This window comes from Rhodopseudomonas palustris HaA2, assembly GCF_000013365.1.
Lineage (GTDB): Bacteria > Pseudomonadota > Alphaproteobacteria > Rhizobiales > Xanthobacteraceae > Rhodopseudomonas > Rhodopseudomonas palustris_J.
In genome coordinates this window covers 542,225-564,025 of the sequence record NC_007778.1, presented here as the reverse complement: position 1 = coordinate 564,025, position 21,801 = coordinate 542,225, and the positions used below count along the sequence as shown (strand labels likewise).

Annotated in this window: 21 protein-coding genes and 1 tRNA gene; 12 read left to right on the top strand and 10 right to left on the bottom strand. The window is 66.0% G+C overall.

Annotated features, from left to right (window positions below; all coding sequences use genetic code 11):
• Positions 1–101: 101 nt before the first annotated feature.
• Entirely contained in the window at positions 102–1,664 is a 1,563-nt protein-coding gene (locus RPB_RS02550) for an acetyl-CoA hydrolase/transferase family protein (protein WP_041797890.1), read from the bottom strand.
• 587 nt (positions 1,665–2,251) lie between these two features.
• Positions 2,252–3,703 carry a porin gene (locus RPB_RS02545; protein WP_011439403.1) on the bottom strand — a complete coding sequence of 484 codons (1,452 nt, stop codon included), beginning with the start codon at positions 3,701–3,703 and terminating at the stop codon, positions 2,252–2,254.
• 461 nt (positions 3,704–4,164) lie between these two features.
• Here RPB_RS02545 and RPB_RS02540 point away from each other — a divergent pair, with 461 nt between their 5' ends.
• Positions 4,165–4,671 carry a MarR family winged helix-turn-helix transcriptional regulator gene (locus RPB_RS02540; RefSeq protein WP_011439402.1) on the top strand — a complete coding sequence of 169 codons (507 nt, stop codon included), beginning with the start codon at positions 4,165–4,167 and terminating at the stop codon, positions 4,669–4,671.
• Here the strand turns inward: RPB_RS02540 and RPB_RS02535 are convergent.
• Positions 4,668–5,549 (bottom strand): alpha/beta hydrolase family protein, encoded by an 882-nt coding sequence (locus tag RPB_RS02535; protein WP_011439401.1) that lies wholly within the window; start codon positions 5,547–5,549, stop codon positions 4,668–4,670. The genes RPB_RS02540 and RPB_RS02535 overlap by 4 nt on opposite strands.
• Before the next feature lie 519 nt (positions 5,550–6,068).
• Positions 6,069–6,153: transfer RNA gene (locus RPB_RS02530), tRNA-Leu, on the bottom strand.
• A gap of 197 nt (positions 6,154–6,350) precedes the next feature.
• On the opposite strand from RPB_RS02530, the gene RPB_RS02525 reads away from it, so the two are divergent.
• The 4 genes from RPB_RS02525 (at position 6,351) to RPB_RS02510 (ending at position 9,544) form a co-directional block, all read left to right on the top strand.
• Positions 6,351–6,896 (top strand): disulfide bond formation protein B, encoded by a 546-nt coding sequence (locus tag RPB_RS02525; RefSeq protein ID WP_011439400.1) that lies wholly within the window; start codon positions 6,351–6,353, stop codon positions 6,894–6,896.
• Positions 6,897–7,067: 171 nt separating this feature from the next.
• Positions 7,068–8,270 (top strand): sensor histidine kinase, encoded by a 1,203-nt coding sequence (locus RPB_RS02520; protein WP_041797888.1) that lies wholly within the window; start codon positions 7,068–7,070, stop codon positions 8,268–8,270.
• A gap of 74 nt (positions 8,271–8,344) precedes the next feature.
• On the top strand, positions 8,345–8,722 hold the full coding sequence (locus tag RPB_RS02515; protein WP_011439398.1) for a response regulator: 378 nt from the start codon (positions 8,345–8,347) through the stop codon (positions 8,720–8,722).
• A 90-nt stretch (positions 8,723–8,812) separates the two neighbouring features.
• Positions 8,813–9,544 (top strand): PRC-barrel domain-containing protein, encoded by a 732-nt coding sequence (locus RPB_RS02510; protein WP_011439397.1) that lies wholly within the window; start codon positions 8,813–8,815, stop codon positions 9,542–9,544.
• A gap of 106 nt (positions 9,545–9,650) precedes the next feature.
• Here the strand turns inward: RPB_RS02510 and RPB_RS02505 are convergent, their stop codons facing one another.
• Positions 9,651–10,730: an AbrB family transcriptional regulator gene (locus RPB_RS02505; protein ID WP_011439396.1), complete on the bottom strand. Its 1,080-nt coding sequence runs from the start codon at positions 10,728–10,730 to the stop codon at positions 9,651–9,653.
• 180 nt (positions 10,731–10,910) lie between these two features.
• Here RPB_RS02505 and RPB_RS02500 point away from each other — a divergent pair, with 180 nt between their 5' ends.
• The 4 genes from RPB_RS02500 (at position 10,911) to RPB_RS02485 (ending at position 13,426) form a co-directional block, all read left to right on the top strand.
• Positions 10,911–11,417: a hypothetical protein gene (locus RPB_RS02500; protein WP_011439395.1), complete on the top strand. Its 507-nt coding sequence runs from the start codon at positions 10,911–10,913 to the stop codon at positions 11,415–11,417.
• Positions 11,418–11,559: 142 nt separating this feature from the next.
• On the top strand, positions 11,560–11,958 hold the full coding sequence (locus RPB_RS02495) for a CidA/LrgA family protein (protein ID WP_011439394.1): 399 nt from the start codon (positions 11,560–11,562) through the stop codon (positions 11,956–11,958).
• On the top strand, positions 11,955–12,680 hold the full coding sequence (locus RPB_RS02490) for an LrgB family protein (protein ID WP_011439393.1): 726 nt from the start codon (positions 11,955–11,957) through the stop codon (positions 12,678–12,680). The genes RPB_RS02495 and RPB_RS02490 overlap by 4 nt, the downstream gene beginning before the upstream one ends.
• Before the next feature lie 248 nt (positions 12,681–12,928).
• The gene (locus RPB_RS02485; protein ID WP_011439392.1) at positions 12,929–13,426 is read left to right on the top strand and encodes a hypothetical protein; all 498 of its coding nucleotides are present in this window, start codon (positions 12,929–12,931) and stop codon (positions 13,424–13,426) included.
• Between the two features lie 2 nt (positions 13,427–13,428).
• On the opposite strand, the gene RPB_RS02480 is transcribed toward RPB_RS02485, so the two are convergent.
• Positions 13,429–14,502 (bottom strand): phospholipase, encoded by a 1,074-nt coding sequence (locus RPB_RS02480; protein ID WP_011439391.1) that lies wholly within the window; start codon positions 14,500–14,502, stop codon positions 13,429–13,431.
• Between the two features lie 163 nt (positions 14,503–14,665).
• Entirely contained in the window at positions 14,666–16,360 is a 1,695-nt protein-coding gene (locus RPB_RS02475) for a methyl-accepting chemotaxis protein (RefSeq protein ID WP_011439390.1), read from the bottom strand.
• A 435-nt stretch (positions 16,361–16,795) separates the two neighbouring features.
• On the opposite strand from RPB_RS02475, the gene RPB_RS02470 reads away from it, so the two are divergent.
• Complete coding sequence (locus tag RPB_RS02470) at positions 16,796–17,911, top strand: AI-2E family transporter (RefSeq protein ID WP_011439389.1); 1,116 nt, start codon at positions 16,796–16,798, stop codon at positions 17,909–17,911.
• 279 nt (positions 17,912–18,190) lie between these two features.
• On the opposite strand, the gene RPB_RS02465 is transcribed toward RPB_RS02470, so the two are convergent.
• The 3 genes from RPB_RS02465 to RPB_RS25010 all read right to left on the bottom strand — a co-directional run bounded on the left by RPB_RS02465 (position 18,191) and on the right by RPB_RS25010 (position 20,616).
• Positions 18,191–18,850: a ChrR family anti-sigma-E factor gene (locus RPB_RS02465; protein ID WP_011439388.1), complete on the bottom strand. Its 660-nt coding sequence runs from the start codon at positions 18,848–18,850 to the stop codon at positions 18,191–18,193.
• The gene (locus RPB_RS02460; protein WP_011439387.1) at positions 18,847–19,434 is read right to left on the bottom strand and encodes a sigma-70 family RNA polymerase sigma factor; all 588 of its coding nucleotides are present in this window, start codon (positions 19,432–19,434) and stop codon (positions 18,847–18,849) included. Before RPB_RS02460 ends, RPB_RS02465 begins: the two co-directional genes overlap by 4 nt.
• Positions 19,435–20,055: 621 nt before the next feature.
• Positions 20,056–20,616, bottom strand: a complete 561-nt coding sequence (locus RPB_RS25010; RefSeq protein WP_245258302.1) for a class I SAM-dependent methyltransferase — start codon at positions 20,614–20,616, stop codon at positions 20,056–20,058.
• 102 nt (positions 20,617–20,718) lie between these two features.
• Here RPB_RS25010 and RPB_RS25005 point away from each other — a divergent pair, with 102 nt between their 5' ends.
• Entirely contained in the window at positions 20,719–21,219 is a 501-nt protein-coding gene (locus RPB_RS25005; protein ID WP_049824647.1) for a hypothetical protein, read from the top strand.
• Between the two features lie 117 nt (positions 21,220–21,336).
• Positions 21,337–21,741, top strand: coding sequence for a 5'-nucleotidase (locus RPB_RS02445; protein WP_011439384.1), 405 nt, complete (start codon positions 21,337–21,339; stop codon positions 21,739–21,741).
• Positions 21,742–21,801: the final 60 nt, after the last annotated feature.

The following is a 21,801-nucleotide window of genomic DNA, read 5'->3' as shown; positions in this document are numbered from 1 at the left end:
GCACGACCCTCGTCGCACATCCTTCGAGGCTCGCTGCGCTCGCACCTCAGGATGACGGGGCGCGCGCGGCTACGGCCGCTCCAGCGAAATCGAGGCGTGCCTCACCGCCACACATCCGCCTGCACCACCGCGTCCTCGCGCCAGGCTTCGCGCGCCGCCTTGTTGGCCATCCAGTTCGGCAGGAAGGTCAGCGCCTCGTCGAGGATGTGCGGGGTATGCAGGCCGGGCGAATATTCCAGCGCGCGCTTGTAGTATTCCTTCAACGCCGGCTTGAAGGTCGGATGCGCGCAATTCTCGATGATGACTTTCGCCCTGGCCTTCGGCGACAGTCCGCGCAGATCGGCCAGCCCCTGCTCGGTGACGATGATCTGGACGTCGTGTTCGGTGTGATCGACATGCGAGGCCATCGGCACGATGCAGGAGATCTTGCCGCCCTTCGCCGCCGACGGCGTCATGAAGAACGACAGGTAGCTGTTGCGGGCGAAATCGCCCGAGCCGCCGATGCCGTTCATGATGCTGGTGCCCATGATGTGGGTCGAATTGACGTTGCCGTAGATGTCGGCCTCGATCAGCCCGTTCATCGCGATCACGCCCAGCCTGCGGATCACTTCCGGATGATTGGAGATTTCCTGCGGCCGCAGCACGATGCGCTCGCGATAGAAATCGAGGTTGCGCAGGAATTCGTCGTAGCCGTCCGGCGACAGCGACAGCGCGGTGGCCGAGGCCAGCGTCAGCTTGCCCTTGCGCAGCAGGCTCAGCATGCCGTCCTGCAGCACCTCGGTGTAGGCCGTCATGTTCTCGAACGGGCCGCTCTCGAGCCCGGCCATCACCGCATTGGCGACGTTGCCGACGCCGGATTGCAGCGGCAGCAGGTTCGGCGGCAGCCGGCCTTTCTTCACTTCGTGGCCGAGGAAGTCGAGAATGTGTTCGGCGATCGCCTGCGAACTCTCGTCGGGCGCGGAGAACCCCGAATTGCGGTCGGGCAGATTGGTTTCGACGATGGCGACGATCTTCGACGGATCGCAGCGCAGATACGGCTCGCCGATGCGGTCTCCCGTGGCCAGGATCGGGATCGGCTTGCGGTGCGGCGGCAATTGCGTGCCGTAATACACGTCATGCATGCCTTCGAGCCGGAGGTCCTGCCAGGCGTTGACTTCGAGAATCACCTTGTCGGCGAGGTCGAGCCAGCTCTTGTTGTTGCCGATCGACGACGACGGGATCAGGCTGCCGTCCTCGCGGATGCCGGCGACCTCGACGATGGCGACATCGAGCTTGCCGAGAAAGCCGAACCAGACGTGCTGGGCGACGTGCGACAGGTGGATGTCGATGTACTCCATCCGCCCGGCATTGATGCGCTTGCGGCAGGTCGGATCGGACTGATAGGGCAGCCGCATCTCGATGCCGTCGACCTTGGCGAGCGCGCCGTCGAGCTCGGGCGCGGTCGAGGCGCCGGTCCACACCGAGACCTTGAACTTCTGCCCGCGGGCGTGATGCGCGTTGATGCGCTCGGCCAGCGCCAGCGGCAGCAGCTTCGGATAGCCCGCCCCGGTGAAGCCGCTCATGCCGACATTGGCGCCCGAGGGAATTTGGGCTGCGGCGTCGGCCGCCGTCATGATCTTCGAACGAAGGTGGGGCGCTTGGACGCGAGAGGCGGAAACGACCATCACGGCTCTTTCTGATCGGGGGCCAGCCGGGCCCGCGGAAGTGATTGATCCGATTCGTCTAATCGGTTCGCCGAAAAGAGCCATGCAACCAACGGCGGAGTGCCGTTGAATGCTGCGCTGCGATATTTCCGGGTGCGGTCCGGCGCACCGATCCGGCGCTGGATTCGCCTGGGTGCTAGCGCATTGATTCTACATGCGGCCGCGACGACGCAGGTCGGATCGAGCAATCGGGCGGGAGCTGGCGCGATAGATATGCCGCGCTTGCAATGCTGGCCCGCGCCGACAACGATTTCGTGCCCACAAGCAAAAGGGTGTGGTCGGGACCACAGACTCGAAAACCTCCGGCAGGGCATTGCCGGAGGTTTCTTGGAGGTCGTACGTGAACGAAAAAGTCGGGTTCGAACTCTTTCGAGCGCGGTCGCGGTTGCGACAGGCCGTACTATGTCATGATATTTGATTTTTGCAACAGTTAAGTTGCTCAGCTAATTGGCCTTCGGACGCTGCCGCCCGCGTGCGTCGAGGCGAACGAGAAACCCCGGCGGTCGCCCGCCGGGGTTTCGGATGCACGCGTTGAGGCGCGACCTTGATCAGAAGGTGCGCTGAACCCGGAGGTTGCCGCTCCAGGCGCCCTGGTCCTTGAGCTCGTAGGTCGCGGCCGGCTTGGACACCGACGACACCGCCGGAAGGGCGACGTTGCCGGAGTAGCTCTGGTCGAGATAGGTGTACATCACTTCGCCCGAGAACGTCAGGTTCTTGACCGGGGTCCAACGGGTGACGGTGCCGATCTGAGCGATCTTGAAGTCCGGGTTGCAGGTGAAGCCGACAGCCGTGGCGCAGATCTGGGCCGTCGCGGTGCCGTTGTAGTCGATCGAGGTGTACGAACCGAACAGCGAGGTCGACCAGTAGGGATTCCAGTTGTGGTTGAACGCGCCACGGACGCCCCATGCGGTGGTCTTGGAGATGCCGCTGCCGTTGCTGACGTCGGTGCCGGAGAACACACCATCAGCCACGCCCGCGATCGCGAGGCTCTGGTAGGCCGAGCTGGAGCTGCCGTACATCGCGAACGAGTTCGGAGACGAACCGCCGATCACGTAGCGGGTGGCGCCGTTCGAGTAGGTCGCGGTGAAGTTGATGCTGTCGCCGGGACCGGTCGGCAGGTTCTTCAGCGAAATTGCGCCCTGCACCGCGTAGCCCCAGGTATCGCTCGGATGACCCGAGGTCTCGAGGGCGGTGTTGTAGTAGCTGGCGCGAACCTGGTGAGCCGCGGCCGACACCTGGAACAGGCCCCAGGCCTGGTCGACGCGGATCTTGCCGACGATGTCGGGGATCTGCGAGCCGGCGTAGGAGTTGGTGCCGTAGACGCCGGTGGCGAAATTGGCCGCCGTCATGGTCGATGTGTTGTACAGCGCCGATTGATTGTAGGACGACGCATCTTCGAGCGAGATCGAGGCCGAGACGCCGTTGCCGAATTCGGCGGTGTAGGCGACCTGGTTGATGCCGGTGACGTCGTCATAGCCGCCGATCAGGAACGAGGTGTTGTTGCCCGGGTAGCCCGACCATGGCGTATCGAACTGCGACACCGCCTTGCCGAAGGTGAAGCCGGCGAACTGGATGAAGGCGAAATACACGCCGAGCGTGCCGCCGGCCGTGGAATCGGAGCCCGTGGTCCAGTTGAAGGTCGCGTCGAAATAGGTGCGGACCACGCCGTATTCGGTCGCGGTGCGGGTGTCGATGTTGATGTCCTGACGCGAACGGAACACATAGCTGTTGGCGTTGCGGCTCTTGGCGCCGGAGGTGCCGCTCCAGGCCGGGGAGTCATAAGCACCCGAGCCACCGAACGTGGCGTCGGCGCGCAGATAGCCGCCGAGCTTGATGCAGGTGTCGGTGCCGGGGATGTAGTAGAAGCCGGCGCCGTAGATCGAGCAGACCTTGACGTACTCGACGGCCTTGGCCTTCATCGGAAGATCGGCCGCCTGCGCGACGCCGGCAGTCAACAATGCCGCCGCCGTGCCCAGCGCCAGTCGTTTGATCACTCTCATTCAGCCCTCCAGGGTTGGTTGAAATGAGCCGGCCCCGGATTGCGTCGCCAGAGGCGGCCCTGTTACTGCGATGTGCACGCGCTTGGTGGGCGCGGCGCCCTCGTCAACGGGACGACTCTGTTGCCCACCCGTCTGGCCGTCATCTTCGTTGAATTTAGAAGATTAGCAACTTCGTTGATTTGATCAGATACTTATTCGCGGTCCAAGTGACTTTTGCGCAACATCGGGACCGCGCGCCGGCCGACCGCGGCGAACTACACGTCCGTCGATATTCCGCGAACCTGCACTCGGACAGGGCCTCGCGCGGTCCGCCCCCGGACTGGTGTCCGACAGGAGGGCATCGCGCGCCTGGTTTCGCAGCACGCGCCTGTTCCGGAAGCATTTCAGCTTGTGTCTGTAGCTGACTTAGTTTATTGAGAAACTATTATAAAAATTCAGCTTTTCCGGGCCGCATCCCAGCGATGAAGAAGCATATCAAAGATCCAATTGCCGGCGCGGCCGGACCGGAGCGCGATCTGACGCGTCGGTTCGCCTCGATCACCACCAATGTCGCCGTCTTTCTGGACGAGATCCGCCATTATCGCGCCAAGAACCTCGGGATCAGCGGCCCGCAATTCGCGATTCTGATGGCGGTGATGGATCTCGACGAGGGCGAGGGCGTATCGGTGCGGCACGTCGCCAAGGCGATGCACGTCGATTCGTCGTTCATTACCACCCAGTCCAAGCTCCTGGAGAAGAAGGCGCTGGTGCGCCGCAGGCCGGATCCGACCGACGCCAGGGTGGTGAAGCTGTCTCTCTCCGACAAGGCCTACAAGTCGATCGCGAGCTTCGCCGCCGAGGAGCAGTCTCTGAACGACTTCATCTTCGAAGGTTTGTCGAATGAATCGCTGGAGGATCTGGTCCAGCAGCTCACGGCGCTGAAATTGCGTCTCGAAAAGGCGTGCCTGAAGATCGCCGGCGGCTTCTAGACCGGACTGGCGGGCGCTCGGCCTTGCAATTGCTCGGTCAACCACTGAACGACGATCTCGGCGGCCGACGCCAGCGGCTCGGTCCGATCCGGCCCGGACGGTGCGAATTCCCGTAGATCGACATCGCGCGTCCCCGACCGCGCCAGCAATTGCCTGACATGCTCCGGATCGATGCCGTCGTTGGACCGGATCAGCATCAGCGTCGGACACCGGAGCGCGCGGACCGCGAGAGGCTCGATACTGCCGGCAGCTTCAAGCCCGCAGATCTGGTCGTGCTCCCACAACTGCCAGACTCCGGCATCGCAAACCGCCGCCGCCACCCGGCCATCGAGCGCAACGCCTCTGGCCACCATGGATGACGGCGATCCGTCCGCCACGACGGCGATCCGCTCGGCATCGACGCCGGCTCTCTCGTGCAGGTAGTCGATGGCTGCGACGATCGCCGTCTCGGGCGTCGCAGGCGGCTCTGCTTCCAGACTGCGTATCGGAGCGGGAAGATCGATGCCGAGCAGGCTCATCCCGGACTCGTGCGCCGACTGCGCAAACGCCGCGAGTAGTTGCTCTTTGCTGAGCCGGGATTCGCCGACGCAGAGAATGACCGGAACGTCGTCCGATGCCGGTGCGCCGGAGGCGACGAAGCAGCCTTCGATCGCATGTCCTTCGCGCCACGGAATCGAAACGATGTCTGCCTGCGGCGAGAGCGTGTCGATCCGGCCTCGTTGGGGCGCGAGCTCCTCTCCCGATCCGCGACCGCCGCCAAACTGATCCGACGAATCGAGCTTCGCAGCGAAACCCGCGCCGGGATCGGACACATCCCGCAACGGACGCCTCATTTCGGGCGCAACTACCAACCGACGATCTCCAAATTCCGCAGCCATGCGCGACCCCTGATCAAAACTCCGCCGGCCGGTGACTTCTCAGCTCGAGTTAGTTAGCTCGATCGCTTGCGAAGAGTTCTCGAATGACAAATCCGTGTCAAGCGACGCGCGGATGCAAACGCCCCGTGCCTGCGTATCGTCGGCCGCGGTGAGCTTCGCGGGCTACACATTGATAAGGAAACAGGCAGTCCGCATCGCGCCTGCGCGCAGTCATTCGCGCGCTGCGGACACGGCGCACCCGGGCCATGCAGCAGGACGCCTGAGGCGACGCTAAGCGTCGATGTCGATCACGGCGTCCGGCATCCCGCGATGCGCGCCCCGCGTGCACCGATCCGATCAAGCATCGACCGCACAGTCATCCATGTGCAGGCGCTTGGACGCCCGACCATGATCGCGGCGCACCTCGGATATGCCGGTGCCGTGCGCCGAGCCGTCGTCAGCCGATTGCAGGGGAGCTTCGAGATCGGGAGGCCCGCCGGGACACGCGATCGGGTTTGCGCATCACCGCGTCGCGAGGATTGGTGCCCCTGGCCGGGATCGAACCAGCACTCCTTGCGGAACTCGATTTTGAGTCGAGCGCGTCTACCAGTTCCGCCACAGGGGCCCGCGCTGCCGGGAGGCCCGGCGGCGAAGCGCGCGGACTATAGCGGGCGGGATTTCGGGGTCAACCCGGGGCCCGCGCGGCGGCGGCCGGGCGGCGGCCCCGGCCGTCACACCATGGTTTGATCTCGGGTTTGATCCCGGCCGCCTCGACACCGCCGCGACCGCGCGATACGACGCGGACCACATCTGGAGAAGCCCGTGACCGCCAGTCCCCTCGATCAGTCCGGCCTCGCCACCCGGCCGGCGCGCGCGGCCCGCGTGGCGCAGACCGTGGCACTGACGATCGGCGCCGTCTCGGTGGCGGCGCTGGCGACCGCGTGGTATTTCCAGCTCTTCCTCGACTTTCACCCGTGCCCGCTCTGCCTGGAGCAGCGCTATGCCTATTACGCCTCGGTCCCGCTCGCCGCGCTGATCGCGATCGCCGCGCGGCGCGAGGCCCCGGTCTCGCTGCTGCTGGCCGGCCTCGCCGTGCTGGCGTTGCTGGCGCTCGGCAATGCCGGGCTCGCCGCCTACCACGCCGGCGTCGAGTGGAAGTTCTGGGCCGGGCCGAGCGATTGCAGCGGCCCGGTGCTCGATCTCAGCCGTGCCGGCAGCCTGCTCGACCAGCTCGACAAGGTCACCGTGGTGCGTTGCGACGAGGCCCAGTGGCGGATGTTCGGCCTGTCCTTCGCCGGCTACAACGTGCTGCTGTCGCTCGCCATCGCGGCGCTCGCCGGCTGGGGGATCGGCCGGATCCGGCGCTGAACGCCCGCCGGCCAGCGGCCGTTTCGACCCGCCGATCGGTCGCATCTGGAACCAAAACACCCCGAGAACATTGTCAAATATCGTCATTCGGGCGGTTGGTGCGGGTTCTCGTTGAGGCTCTCGTGTGGCCAGCTTCTCTGCGAAGTGACACGACCTAGAATTGGCAGCTTCATGCCCTCCGAAACGAGGCTGGTCTCGCCGAGCGCCTCAGATGCTTCTCTCAATCGCCAGGACGAGCTGCCGTACCGTCGCCGCCAGCAGGCGCTGCTTCGGGAATTCGGGACGGCCGCCCTGCAGTCACGCGACTTCCGGCACATCCTGCAGCAGGCAGCCGGCCTCAGCGCCCGCGGCCTGGGTTGCTCCTACGCCAAGGTCCTCGAATACGAGCCCGGCGAAAAGCGCCTGATCGTGCGCGCCGGAATCGGCTGGCCCGCCGGCACGGTGGACCATGTGTCGCTCGGCGCCGACATCGAATCGCCCGCCGGCTACGCCTTTCAGACCGGGCAATCGGTGATCTCCAATCACCTGCAGAAGGAGACGCGTTTCCGGACGCCGAAACTGCTGGCCGACCACGGCATCAAACGTGCGATCAATGTGCTGATCCGGCGGGGCGGCGAGGGCGATACGGCGTTCGGCATTCTCGAAGCGGATAGTCCGGATCCGGGGCAGTTCGACGACGCCGACGCGGATTTTCTGGCCGGCTTCGCAGGCCTGCTCGGTATCGCGATCGAACGCCAGCAAGCCGACGCCAAGCTTCAGGACGCGCTCGAACACGAGGCCCTGCTGACGCGCGAGATGAGTCATCGCGTCAAGAACAGCCTCACCTCGGTGGTCGGCCTGCTGCGGGTCCAGGCGCGCGGTTCGGAGTCCGCCGACGTGAAGAACGCATTGGAAAATGCGGCGATGCGCGTCGCCTCGATCGCGGAGGTGCACGATCATCTATGGCGGGGCAGCAAGGTCGGCTTCGTCGACCTGTCCGACTTCGTCGGCCATCTGTGCAAGAACCTGCAGAGCTCGGCGCCGGAACATACGCTTCAATCGCGTTCCGACCCCGTCATCCTGTCCGCCGACAAGGCGATCCCGCTGGGGCTGCTGGTCAACGAACTCGTCACCAACGCCATAAAATACGCCTATGTCGATGGACCCGGTGTGATCAGGATGGACGCGCGGGAGATCAACGGGCATCTGCTCGTCGAGATTTCCGACGAAGGCACCGGCCTGCCCGATGGTTTCGACATCAACCAGCCGCGAAAGAGCCTCGGCTTTCGCGTCATCCTCGGCCTGGTCCGACAGTTGATGGGCGAGCTCGAGATCTCGAAGAACATCCCGCGGGGGGCCCTGTTCACCATCAAATTTCCGCTCGACCCGCCATGAACGACCGTTCGATGCGCGAGCTGCAGTCGACATCCCGGACGCCGGATCATGCGAACCCTGTGAGTCCCTGTTAGATGGCTTCAATCCACCCACCCATCCGCGTTCTCGTCGTCGAGGACGAAATGTTCATACGTATGGACGTGGTCGAGTTTCTGCGCGCGGCGGGCGTCGACGTCGTGGAGGCGATCAGTGCGGCCGAAGGCATTCGGCTGCTCGAGCGCGATCCGGACATCCGGCTGATGTTCACCGATATCGATATGCCGGGTGCCATGAACGGTCTGAAACTTGCGGCGGCCGTCAGGGAACGGTGGCCCCCGATCAAGATCATAGCGACTTCGGGACATTTCAAATTGCAGGCCGGCGATCTTCCGCCGGACGCCCTGTTCTTCCTCAAGCCCTACCAACCGGCGGAAATCATCGATGCTGTTCGCCGGCTGACCTATGCGGCGTGACGGCCCGGCCGAACTCGCTGAATGTCATTACTCGCACAGGCCTTCACGTCTCGCGCTCGAACGCGCAAGCCAGATACAGGACACTTCGCAATGACAACCGCAAAACTCCTGGTCGTGGCCGCAGTGATCGGCACCGTCGGCACGACCCAGGCGCTGGCCGCGTGCGAGATCGCCGACGCCAAGCTCGAAGAGGCGATTCAGGAAAATCCCCGATTTCGCGGGCCGGCGAACAGTCAGGCCGTGCGCGACCTCCGGAGCCTGCGCGATGCCGCCTTCACGTTGCGATCCTATGGGCGCCACGACGACTGCGAGCGTCTGCTCGCCAACATTCGCGAACTGATCGCCGGGCCGCCGATGGGGTCGCTCGGCGACAATGACGAGGAGCAGGCGGATATCCAGAATTCCGCCCGCGAACCGAAATCCCGGCGCGGGACGCCGGCGGGCAGCCGCGACGACAAGGATGCCAAGCCGCTGATCAGGATCGACCAGCTGACGCCCGGTCTGCGGACCGACGAGATGATCGGGGCGGAAGTCCGCAGTTCCGACGACAAGATCGTCGGCGAGGTCCGCAACATCGTGTTCGGCACCAAGGACGGGCGCGACTACGCGATCATCGCGTCGGGCGGATTCTTCACCACCGGCAAGGACAGCATCGTGGTGCCGATCCGGTCACTCAAAGTCACGCAGGATCGATCGAGCTTCTTTCTCCCGATCGTGAAGGACGTGATGGAGACGGTGCCGGTGATGCCCGATCAGGACTACAACTGGCTCTCGGACCCAAAATGGCGCGCCCGCAACGACGCGTTCTTCGAGAAGCCCTGAGCGCGATAGCGTTTTCGAGCGAAGTGGATACCGGTTCGCGTAAAGAAAACGCGTCAAATCAAGAATCGAGAGCTCCGGTTCTGATCCTGTCAGAACCGGAAAAGCTCTAGTCGTCGAGATCGTCGGGGCTGCGTCCGAACCAGTGGACGATGCCGGGCGTCACGATCGACACATAGACGAAGCGCGACAGATGATGCGCGCCGACGAACACCGGATCGATGTGCAGCGTCAGCGCCAGCGCCATCATCGCATCCATCGCGCCTGGCGCGAACGCCACCACCAGATCGGCGGTCCGCACCGGCGTGGTCAGCAGGAGCGCGACGACGAACACCGCCGAGATCGCGATGGCGACCGCGAACGAGCCGAGCGCCGCGGCGAGATGGCTGAGGATGGTGCGCAGCTTGATGGCGCCGAAGCGCGAGCCGATCAGCGTGCCGATCCCGACCAGCGCCGACAGATAGGCCCACTCCGGCAGCGTGCCCTCGACCAGCCCGGAGCCGTGCAGCACCGAGGAGCCGAGCATCGCGCCGAACATCCAGCTCGCCGGGAATTTGATCAGCCGCAGCAGCAGCGACGCGCCGACCGCGACGACGGCGATTGCGACCAGCACCAGCGGCGTCGCCTCCGGGCCGCGCACCGGCAGCGATCCGCCCGCCGTCATCCCGGTCATCGCGATCAGCAGCGGCACCGCGCTGGTCAGGATGATCACCCGCATGATCTGCACCACCGCGATGCCCGGCACGTCGGCCTTGCGCTCGGTTGCCAGCATGATGATCTGCGACAGCGCGCCGGGGCTGCCGGCGAGCAGCGCCGAGGTGCGGTCCCAGCCGTGGACCCGCTGCAGATAGATCGCGCTGCCGAAGGTCGCGCAGAACGTCGCCACCGCCAGCAGCCCGATCGTCACCGGATACGAACTGAGATTTTGGATCATCGCCGGAGACACCATCGAGCCGAGCGAGACGCCGAGCGCCATCAGCACGATATGCGCCAGCGGCGGCGGCAGCCCCATATTGCGGCCGGCCAGGCCCGCGGCGGCGACCGCCACCATGGCGCCGGTGATCAGTCCGCCGGGTAGCTGCACCCAATAGGACAGCCCGCCGCCGGCAGCGCCGATCGCAATGGTTTCGAGAACATTGAGGGTTTTCGACCGTAGGGTCGTGCCGGTCAGCGCGGGATTTTGGGACACGCGACCTTATCGCAAATACAACTACCTCCGACAATTGCGAACGGCGCGCCCGGCCATACCGGCGGCGCGGCCACAGCCGGCCGTCGGCAAGGCCAGCGGTTGCATGTCGATCAATTTGCAATTGTCAGGTCGCAAGCCGGCGCTAGGATGGCCCGGGTCATGAACCAGGAGACCGGGACGATGAGAGCTCCACCCTTCGCGACGATGGCCGCGGCCCTGCTGGCGGCGGCGCTGCCGACCTCGGCGTCGGTCACCTCCGCCGCCGCGCTGACCGCGCAGGAATGCAGCGCCCGCTATCAGGCCGCCAAGACCGCCGGCACGCTGAACGGCCAGGGCTGGAACGACTTCCGCAAGGCGCAATGCGGCGGCGACACCGCCACCGCCGAGGCCAAGGACAAGGCCGAGCCGACAGCCGACAGCAAGGCGGAAGCCAAGACGGGCCCCAAAACCGACGCCAAGCCGAAAGCGAAGCCGAAATCCGCCGAGCCGGCGACGCCGCAGGGACCGGCCGTGTACCCCGCCTCGATCGACGCCAAATTCGCCAAGGAGAAGCCGACCCTCGCCCGGCTGCACACCTGCGCCGAGCAATGGAAGGCCAACAAGGCCGCCAATACGACCGGCGGACTGCGCTGGATCCAGAAGGGCGGCGGCTATTGGAGCGAGTGCAACAAGCGGCTGAAGGGCTGAGGCCGCGGCTGAAGGCCGAGACTGAGGCTGAGGCTGAGGCTGAGGCTGAGGCTGCCGCAGCCCGGTCCCGCGTGGCGCGACGATTGACAGGCCTTGCCGATACGCCGCATCCGTGGCGCCTCCCAATTCGTCCGGAGGTCCCATGATCGCGAGTCTCGGCCTGATCCTGCTCTGCCAGCTCGCAGCCGAGGTCGTGGTCCGCGCGCTGGCGCTGCCCTTGCCCGGGCCGGTGCTCGGCCTGATGCTGCTGCTCGGCCTGTTGCTGGCGCGCGATCGCCTGCGCTGGCTGGCGGTCGGGCCGCTGCGCCAGGACGGCGCCGGCCATGACGGGGTCGAGACCGCCTCGAAAGCCATGCTGGCGCATCTGTCGCTGCTGTTCGTGCCGGCCGGCGTCGGCGTGGTCCAGCAGCTCGATCTGATCGCCGCGCACGGCGTCGCGATCGCGCTGGTGCTCGCCGGTTCGGTGCTGATCACGCTGCTGGTGACGGTCGCGACCTTCCTGGTCACGGCGCGTCTGCTGTCGATGTGGGGCGCGCGATGAGCGCCGCCGACCCGTTCGCGCTGTGGGTCTATCTCTCGCAGACGCCGCTGCTGTGGCTGACGGTGACGCTGCTGGTCTACGCCGCCACCGACGCCATGTCGCAGGCCACCGGGCGCAATCCGCTGATGAACCCGGTGCTGCACGCGATGTGGATCATCGGCGCCTTCCTGTGGCTGACCGGCACCTCCTACACGACCTATTTCAGCGGCGCGCAGTTCGTACATTTTCTGCTCGGCCCGGCGACCGTGGCGCTGGCGGTGCCGCTCTACGAGAACCGCCATCGTGTCGTCGCCGCGATCCTGCCGATGGCGATCGCGCTGGTGGTCGGCTGCGTCGCCGCAATCGTCTCGGTGGTGGTGCTGGCGCAGCTCGCGGGTCTGCCCGAGCCGGTGGTGCTGTCGCTGGCGCCGAAATCGGTCACCGCCGGCGTCGCGATGGGTATCAGCGAATCGCTGCGCGCCGATCCGTCGCTGACCGCCGTCGCCGTGATCCTCACCGGCATCATGGGGGCGATCGTGGTGACGCCGCTGATGAACGCGCTCGGCATCCGCGACTTCCGCGCCCGCGGCTTCGCGGTCGGGCTGGCATCGCACGGCATCGGCACCGCCCGCGCCTTCCAGGTCGACGCCATCGCCGGCGTGTTCGCCGGCATCGCCATGAGCCTGAACGCGCTGATCACCGCCCTGCTGGTGCCGGTGCTGGTCACGCTGCTGGTGAGGTAGGTCGTCCGCCGCCTGGCGCCCGCGCCTTGTGACAAAGCGGTCGCCCCGACTCTCGGCCGTCACCCTCCGCGCAGGCGGAGGGCCCCGTATTGCAGAGCGCTTGTGGTGAACCGCCGACGCTCTGCGATACTGGGTCGCCCGGACGAGCCGGGCGATGACCTCGGATTGGGTGACGAACGTGATTTGTCGCCGCGACCGCTGCGCGCTAGGCTTCTGATGCTGTGCTACTTGCCGCAAGGAGCCGGACCATGACCGACGCTTCAGCCTTGCCAAAATCAGCCTTTCCAAAACCAGCCTTGCCGGCATCCGCCGCTGCGACGCATCGCATGCACGGCGCGACCTCGCGTCGCGCCGTGGCGCTGATCGTCGCTGCCGCCGCGATCATCGCCGCACTGGTGGCGACATTGTCCGATGCGACCAGCCTTACTGCTCAGCAGGCCGACCCCGAACTGGTGATGCTGCTGCGCTTCATGGCCGGGGTGAAGGCGCTGCTGGCGCTGGCCGCGCTCGGCGCCGCGGTGTGGCGTCTCGGCTACCCTACGTCGCCCACCTTGACGCTGGGCTACACGCTGGCGCCCGCATTGATGTGCGCCGCGCCGGTGGTGATCTGGCAGATCGCGCATGTCGGCGTCGGCGCCGCGCTGTTTCACGCCGGCTTCGTGCTGCTGCTGCTGGCGCTCTATGCCGATCGCGGCGAGGCCACCGAATTGGCGAAGTCCACCGTGCTGCGGCTGCGCCGGGCGTAGTCTCAGTCCGCCTTACCCAGCCAGTCCAGCAACGCCGCGTTGATCTCGCGCGGATAAGTGTGGCTGAGATCGTCGATCTCGCGATAGCCGACATCGGCGCCGGCGGCGGATAGCGCCTGTTGCGCCTGCCGCGCCAGTTCGACCGGGAACATCCAGTCGTGCCGGCCATGCACGATCTGGATCGGCAGCCCGCGCAGCCGCTCCGGATCGGCCATGCCGGCCAGCAGCGGATGGAAGCTCGCGGCGATCGGCGCCAGATGCGTGAAGGGGGATTCGCGCTCCAGCCCGGTGACGTAGCAGAAGGTGCCGCCGTCGCTCAGCCCGGTGACCAGCCGCCGCCGCGGATCGACCGACCAGCGCGAGCCGATGAAGTCGACGATGCGGGCGAGGTTCGGCGTGTCGGCGTCCTCGCCCATCAGCGCCCAGGTCCGCCCGATCGCGGTCGGCGCCACCACGATGGCGCCGCGGCTGCGGGCGTCGCGCAGCCAGCTCCACAGGAACAGCCGGCCGTGGCCGCTGCCGCCATGCAGCGCCACCACCAGCGGCCAGGCGCGGTCCGGCGTGTAGTCCTCCGGCACGTAGAACGAGAACCCGCCGCGGCTGCCCGGCTCATTGTCGAAGTGGAACACGCCGCTGTCGGGATGCTTCGGCTGCGCCAGCCGGGCGAGCACGGCATCGTCCGCGCGCAGCTCGGGGTCGAGATACAGCCCCGACAGCGGCGGCAGCGTCGCCGCCAGCGGATACAGCGCCTCAAGCGCCTGCGGTAGATGGCGCAGCGCCCGGAACACCGCGACGAGGTCGCCGTCGCCGCCGTCGACCGCGCGCAGCCCGTCGAACGCCGCGACCACATGATCGCCCGCGAGCTTCAGCGGCTCGCGCAGATGCGCGAACGTGTCCGGCCAGGCCGCCAGCCGCGGCAGCGCGGCGCGCAGCTCCGTCTCGGGCTCGCCGGCGAGCCGCATCACCTCGCCGAAATCCGGCGGGTGCAGATAGCGCGCGACGAAGTCCAGCGCCTCGATCGATCGCAGCAGCGGCGGCAGCAGCGCCACGATGTCGTCGACCACGGCATCGCTCATCGCAAGTCTCTCCGAATGCACCGGCAGCTCGGCCGTCATGAACAGAGAGTGGCGATCCTCCGGATCAAAGCAAGCCGAGTCGGCCGCTCACGGCAAAACGCCGCGCGAGGTTTTCGCGCGACGCGTCCTGTCTGGACGATTCACATGCCGGCGGGACGGCGGCTCAGGCCGCGCGCACCGTCTCCAGGAAGGTGGCGACTTCTTCCTTGAGCCGGTTGCTGTCCTGCGACAGCGATTTCGCCGCGGACAGGACCTGCGACGACGCAGAACCGGTCTCGCTGGCGCCGCGCTGCACGTCGGTGATGTTGGCGGAGACCTGCTGCGTGCCCTGCGCGGCCTGCTGCACGTTGCGCGAGATTTCCTGGGTCGCGGCGCCCTGCTCTTCCACCGCCGAGGCGATGGTCGAGGCGATTTCCGACATCCGGCCGATGGTCATGCCGATCTCCTTGATGGCCGACACCGATTGATCGGTCGCGGCCTGGATCCCGGAGATCTGCTGACCGATCTCGCCGGTCGCCTTGGCGGTCTGCTCGGCGAGCGCCTTGACTTCGCTCGCGACCACCGCGAAGCCGCGGCCCGCCTCGCCGGCACGCGCCGCCTCGATCGTGGCGTTGAGCGCCAGCAGATTGGTCTGGCCGGCGATGGTGTTGATCAGTTCGACGACGTCGCCGATCCGCGACGCGGCCGCCGACAGCATGCCGACGCTGTCGTTGGTCTTGCGCGCCTGATCGACCGCATCATTGGCGATCCGCGCCGATTCCTGAACCTGACGGCTGATCTCGTTGACCGACGACGCCATCTCTTCGGTCGCCGAGGCCACCGACTGCACATTGGTCGAGGCTTCCTCCGACGCCGCCGCAACCGCGGTGGTCAGTTCCTGGGCGTGGCCGGCAGTGGCCGTGAGCGTGCTGGCCGAGGCTTCGAGCTCGGTCGACGCCGACGACACCGTCTCGACGATCTGGCCGATCGCGGATTCGAATTTGCGGGTCGCCGTATCGACGCGCTGGGCGCGGGCGATCTTCGCCTCGGCTTCATGTGCCGCGGCTTCGTCGGCCGCCTTCTTGGCGATCAGCGCTTCCTTGAAGACCTGCAGCGCATCGGCCATCGCGCCGATTTCGGTACTCGCGCCGCGATAGGGCACGTCGGCGGAGAGATCGCCCTGGCCGAACGTCTGCATCGGCTTGATGATCGCGGCGATGCCCGATGTGATGTCGCGGACCACCATCACGCTGGCGATGACGCCGACCACGATCGCCACGCCGAGGATCGACACCACGATGAAGAAGGCCGAGCTGTAGGTCGATGCGGCGGTTTCGCTCGCATGGTGGGCGCCCTTGTTGTTGAACGCGAGGTCCTTGTTCATCGCCTCGTCCATACGCTCACCGATCGGATTGAAGGTGCGCGACAGCATCTCCACACCCTCGACCGAGATCCGTCCTTCAGGGCTGTTGCGCGACAGCTCCAGCAGCTTCGGGACCACGGCCCGGTATTTCGCCCATTCGCTGACCCATGTTTCGTAGATCTGCCGCTCCTCCGGAGACGAGATCAGCGGCTCATAGCCATTCTGGGCCTTCTTGATCCTGTCTTCGTTGTCGGCCAACTGCTTTTCGATGTCGGCCATGCGGCCGGCGTTCGTCTCCAGCAGGTGATTTCGCAGCTTCATCCGATAGCTGATGACTTCGGCCCGCATATCGCCGAGGGTCATGACGGTCGGCAGCCAGTTGCTGGTGATCTCGACCGTGGCGGCGTTGATCCCCTGCATTTTCAGCAGCCCGATCGCGCCCAGGCCCGACATGGCGATCAACAGAGCCGCGACGAGCGTCGTGATCTTGGTACGAATTGAGAATTTTGCGAGCATGGGAAACCGTCCTGCCGTTTCGGGCGCCTGCGATGTGCTGTGGTGATGTGCAAGCAGAGGGCCGCCGCTCCGCCTGGCACCTCGGAGCGGGTCCGAAGCATGGCTGTGTTCGGCAACAAAATGCGGCGCGGAACTTGTTGCATAGTTAACGATCGTCCTCGTATCACTACGGAGCGACGCGCGTAGCGATGCGCCGCCTTCGCTTGCGTCGTGATCGGTCGGCGGATCGGCATCCTTCGCCCGGCGGGGCAGAGGATTTCCATGCGCCGTCCAATGTCTTACCCTGCGACGAAAGAACGCCGCGACACGGGTGCGGCGATCGGGAGAGTTGCAGGGGTCGGTACGACACACGCCGCGTTTGCGGGACTGCGGTCGGCGCGGGAGCCATCGGCCGCCCCGATCGTTTGCTTCCGCGACGGCAATGGGGATTTCTGAATGCGCGCGGGTGACAACAAGTTCTTCATCTTTCTGCTGGCGGCCGCTTCGGTCGCATTCGTCTGGATCCTGCTGCCGTTCTACGGCGCGTTGCTGTGGGGCGTAGTGATCGCGATCCTGTTCGCGCCGCTGTATCGACAGCTCAACCGCGCCTTCGGCTTCCGCCGCAACCTCGCCGCGGTGGTCGGGGTGACGGTCATCGTGCTGCTGGTTCTGCTGCCGTTCTCGGCGATCGGCACTGCGCTGGCGAAGGAGGCCACCGGCCTCTACGCCAGGATCGAATCCGGCAATCTGGCTTTGCTCAACAACCTGCGGAACTTCATCGAGCAGCCCCCGAGCTGGATCAACGATCTGCTCGAGCGGTTCGGCATCGGCAGCGTCGCCGAACTGCAGCAGCGGCTGAGTTCGGTGCTGATGCGCGGCAGCCAGTATTTGGCCGGCCAGGCGCTGACGATCGGCCAGAGCACCGTCGATTTCACCGTCAACCTGTTCGTGATGTTGTATCTGCTGTTCTTCCTGCTGCGCGACGGCGACCTGATCGCCGGCCGGCTCCGCCGCGGGCTGCCGCTGTCGGTCGATCAGCAGAACCTGCTGCTGAACAAATTCACCGTGGTGATCCGCGCCACGGTGAAGGGCAACATGCTGATCGCGCTGATCCAGGGCGCGCTCGGCGGGCTGGCGTTCTATGTTCTGGGCATCGGCGGCGCGCTGCTGTGGGCGGTGGTGATGGCGTTCGTGTCGCTGCTCCCGGCGGTCGGCGCCGGCCTGGTGTGGGCGCCGGTGGCGGTTTATCTGATCGCGACCGGGTCGATGTGGCAGGGCATCCTGCTGATCGCCTATGGGGCGCTGGTGATCGGCATGGTCGACAACGTGCTGCGCCCGGTGCTGGTCGGCAAGGACACAAGGATGCCGGACTACGTGGTGCTGATCTCGACGCTCGGCGGCCTGCAGGTGTTCGGCCTCAACGGCTTCGTCATCGGCCCGGTGATCGCGGCGATGTTCATCGCGGTGTGGGACATCTACTCCGCATCGCGCGAGGACGCCGCCAACGCCGGCGAGGCGACCACCGGCGGCGTGCCGAGCAGCGGCGAGGTGCGGAGCGCCGACGCGCCCTAGAGCGCTTCATCGCTTGATTGAAGCAACGCGGCATTTGCGCGTGCGGAGTCGTCATCCTGAGAGCCTGCCCCGGACTTGATCCGGGGTGCGAGCGCAGCGAGCCTCGAAGGATGCGGCCAAGGCGCTTGCGGCTCATCCTTCGAGGCCCGCTGGGCCGCGCATGGCGCGGCCCAGCGGGCACCTCAGGATGACGTCGGTGATTCCATCAAAACCAGAGCTGCTCTAGCGCCGCGGTCCGGCTCTGATTCGAGCAGAATTGGATTCAGTCAGAACCCAAGCCTAGATCCCGAACCAGGGCTGCAGCAGCCGGGCCAAAACGCCCTTGAACCTCAGCGGCGCGTCGGTGACGGCGAGGCAGATGCAGTCGTCGCCGGGCCCGGCGTGGGGCTGATGCTCGGTGTGCTCGTCGGTCTCGGCGACGTCGCCGCGCGCCAGCACCGCGTCGCGGTCACACAGGCTGCCGCTCAGCACCAGCGTCAGTTCGCGGCCGGCATGACTGTGCGCCGGCACCCGGGTGCCGGCCTGAAACCGCAGCAGCCGCGCGCGCGGCCGGCAGTTCGGAAGGTCGATCGCGATCTGGTGTACCCGAGGCGCGAGCTTGGTCCAGCGCAGTGTCTCGAAATCACCGCCGAGATAGCTGCGCAGCGGCTCCGGAATCACGATCTCGGAGCGCGGCCGCAGCGGCGTCGCCGGCGCCGGCGCCGCCAGGGGTTCGGCGCGGAGCCGCGCCAGCACGGCGTCGTGCAGCCCGGGCGACAACTCCGCCGCCGGCAAGGCGTCGAGCAGCGCGCCGCCGAGGTCGTCCGCCGCCGCCGCACGGGCGCGGCAGGCCGGGCACAGCGCGAGATGGGTGGCGACCAGCAGGCTCGAGGCTTCGTCCAGCGTGCCGGCCGCGTAGCTCAGCAGCAGATCGTCGCCGATGTGATGCCGCACCGTCATCGTCCGGCTCCCGTCAGCGGCTCGAGCGCGGCGCGCAGCTTGCCGAACGCCAGCCGGATCCGCGACTTCACCGTCCCGACCGGCAGGCCGAGCCGTTGGGCGATCTCGCCGTGCGATTGATTTTCGTAGAACGACAACATCAGAACGCTCTTCTCGTTGGACGACAGCGTATTCATCACGTCGCGCACCCGGCGCTGCGCTTCGGCGCGCTCGAACTGGCGGTCCGGCGGGTCCTCCTCGTCGGGAACGAACGCCGGATCGTGCGGGTCGAACGACGGCCGCTTCGCCCGCCGCAGCCGGTCGATGCCGAGATTGCGGGCGATGGTGAAGATCCAGGTCGTCGCCGAGGCCTTGGCCGGGTCGAACTGCGCGGCGTTCTTCCAGACCGAGACCATGGTCTCCTGGGTGATCTCCTCCGCCATCGCCGGATCGCCGCCGCGCCTGGTGAAGTAGGATTTCAGCCGCGGCGCATAGTGCCTGAACAACACGTCGAACGCGGCCTCGTCGTGATCGGTGGCGATCCGAACGATGCAGTCGGACAAATCCTGCGAAACGGCAGGCGGCTTGCGTCGCGGATGATCCATGACGAGCAGTCCAATCCCGGGCCAACGACCATCGACAGCGACGTTGCGCGAGGTCCCGTCCGATCCCGGCAGCCTAGCGTCAGATCGCGCCGGGCACAGCGGGCCTTGTGTCGCGCCGGCGACGAATTGGCCGCGAGTAGTACGCAGGTAGTGACGCGCACTGTCGGCATCGGTGGTCTGGGCATGCATGGCGCGGCGATCGCTACAAGGAAACGGTGGATCTGCCTCCTGATACGTGCGGGCGCGCGATCCGGATCACCGCGGCGGCTGAAAAATGCGACGGCGGTGCGACGCCATCACGCGGACGGCGCAAATCGATCACGCGCGAACTCACGCGGCTGTGATGCGACGTCGGTGATCCGGCCCGCGACGCGCTTCGTAAACAGGGCACTAACAACCAACGCGAGGTTCGAACATGTCGGTGTTTCGCAAGTTGAACGGAATGGAAACGGCTGCGGTCGGCGCCGCTCTGCTGATGACGCTCGCCCCGCTGGTGCCCTACGCGCTGCTCGGCTGATCGCCGCGCCGCAGCGGTTCATCCATCATGGTCGTCGGGATGGTGACCCTGGAAGCCCGTCGGCGATGCCGGCGGGCTTCTTCGGCAACGGCCCGCGAGGTCGATCAGATCCTTCGCCGCAAGGTCACGAACTGAAATGTCTGGTCGCTGCCCCACGGCGTCGCGTGGCTGTCGAGCCGGCTCTCGATCAGCGCGTAGTCCGACCCGAACACGTGGTGCAGCCCGTCGGCGTCGTAGCGCACCACCGGCAGACCGCTGCAACGCTCCGGCCCGTCCGGCGCGAAGGTGCCGATGACGACATGGCCGCCGGGTTCGAGCGCGTCGTTCAGGCGCGCGCGATAAGCATCGCGCTGGCTCTGCTCGGTGAGGAAGTGAAACGCCGCGCGGTCGTGCCACAATGCGTAGCGCCGCATCGGCCGCCACGTCGTGACGTCGGCGACGATCCAGTGCACGCGATCGGCGTGCGCGCCGAGCCGGGCGCGGGCCGCAGCGAGCGCGGCCTCGGACAGATCGAGCACGGTGATGTCGCGATGGTCGCGCGCAAGCAGGTGATCGACCAACCGCGATGCACCGCCGCCGATGTCGACGATCGGCGATGACGCGGTCAGCGGCAGCCCGTCGATCAAGGCCAGCGACGACGCCGGCGTCTCCTGAAACCAGGACACCTTCGAACCGACCTCATTGCGGCGCTGTTCGGGCTGCAGGAGTGCCCCTACCCGACCCAGCCGATCCACCTGAACGTCTATTTCGCTGGAGCATTTTCCTGGATGCTCTTCATCGAAAACAGGACGTCGTTTGAGCGCGCCATGCGAGACGCGGCAGGAGCACTTGCGGCGCAGCGTTCCTCTCCATACGTCGGCGCCGCCCTGATCTATTCGGGCGGCTTCATGGGGACGGCCGGGCGAATACGGCAATCGAATGGCTCTCGAACCTTCTACTGTCTGGACGCCGTATCGAGGGCGGCCGAGGTCGAGGCGTTCGAGAGGGCATTGTACGGCGGCATGGATATCGCAACGGCATTCTGGGGCGACCTCGACTACGCCGGCATGTCTATTCTCACGGTCCTGCGGACCAGTTTCCTCGGAGCGCGAGCATGGGAGCCAGGTTATGCGCCGCTGCTGGCTCGGCTCGAAGCTGGGGAGGGACATACTCCGGAAGAGGCTCGGAAGTCTGGGCAGAAGCCGGTCTCGACGACTGGCTGCAGCTATGCGGACGGGGTTCTGATCCCCACTTTGGCAAAGCATAGTCGGTTCGTTGACCAAGAATAGCAGTGGATACCTTCGACCGACGGAGCACCCTTGGGGTCATCTTCGGTCTCGGACTGTTGGGCGAGGATGTCGTGGTCGTAAGCTTGATGGTGAAAGCCTGTTAGTAGCGAGTTGCAAATGACTGACGCCGACGACGTGATTAAGGCGAACGACGCAGCGGTCCGCTCCGCGTCGGAAGCTCTGAGGTCAAATCCGCTGCGGATAGGGATCTCGACCCGCGCCCTCTTCAATCTGGAGGAAGAGCATCGGGTCTTCGAGGAAGAAGGCGTCGAGGCCTATTCGGAGATGCAGCTCGGTCGCGAGGAGGTTGTCCTCGAAAAGGGCGCCGGCTTCGAGGTCATCAAACGTCTGCTCGCCTTGAACGAACACGGCGAGCCGCCCTACGTTCAGGTCATTCTGCTGTCGCAGAATTCGCCCGATCTGTCCCTTCTTGCATTCAAATCGTTTGAGCACTACGGATTGGCGGTCAAGACCGGAAGCTTCACTGGCGGACGCTCTTTGGCACCGTATGTGCTTGCTTAAAGGATCGATTTGTTCCTGTCCAACATGGATGCGGTTGTGTCCCCTGAAGTGGTGTAATTG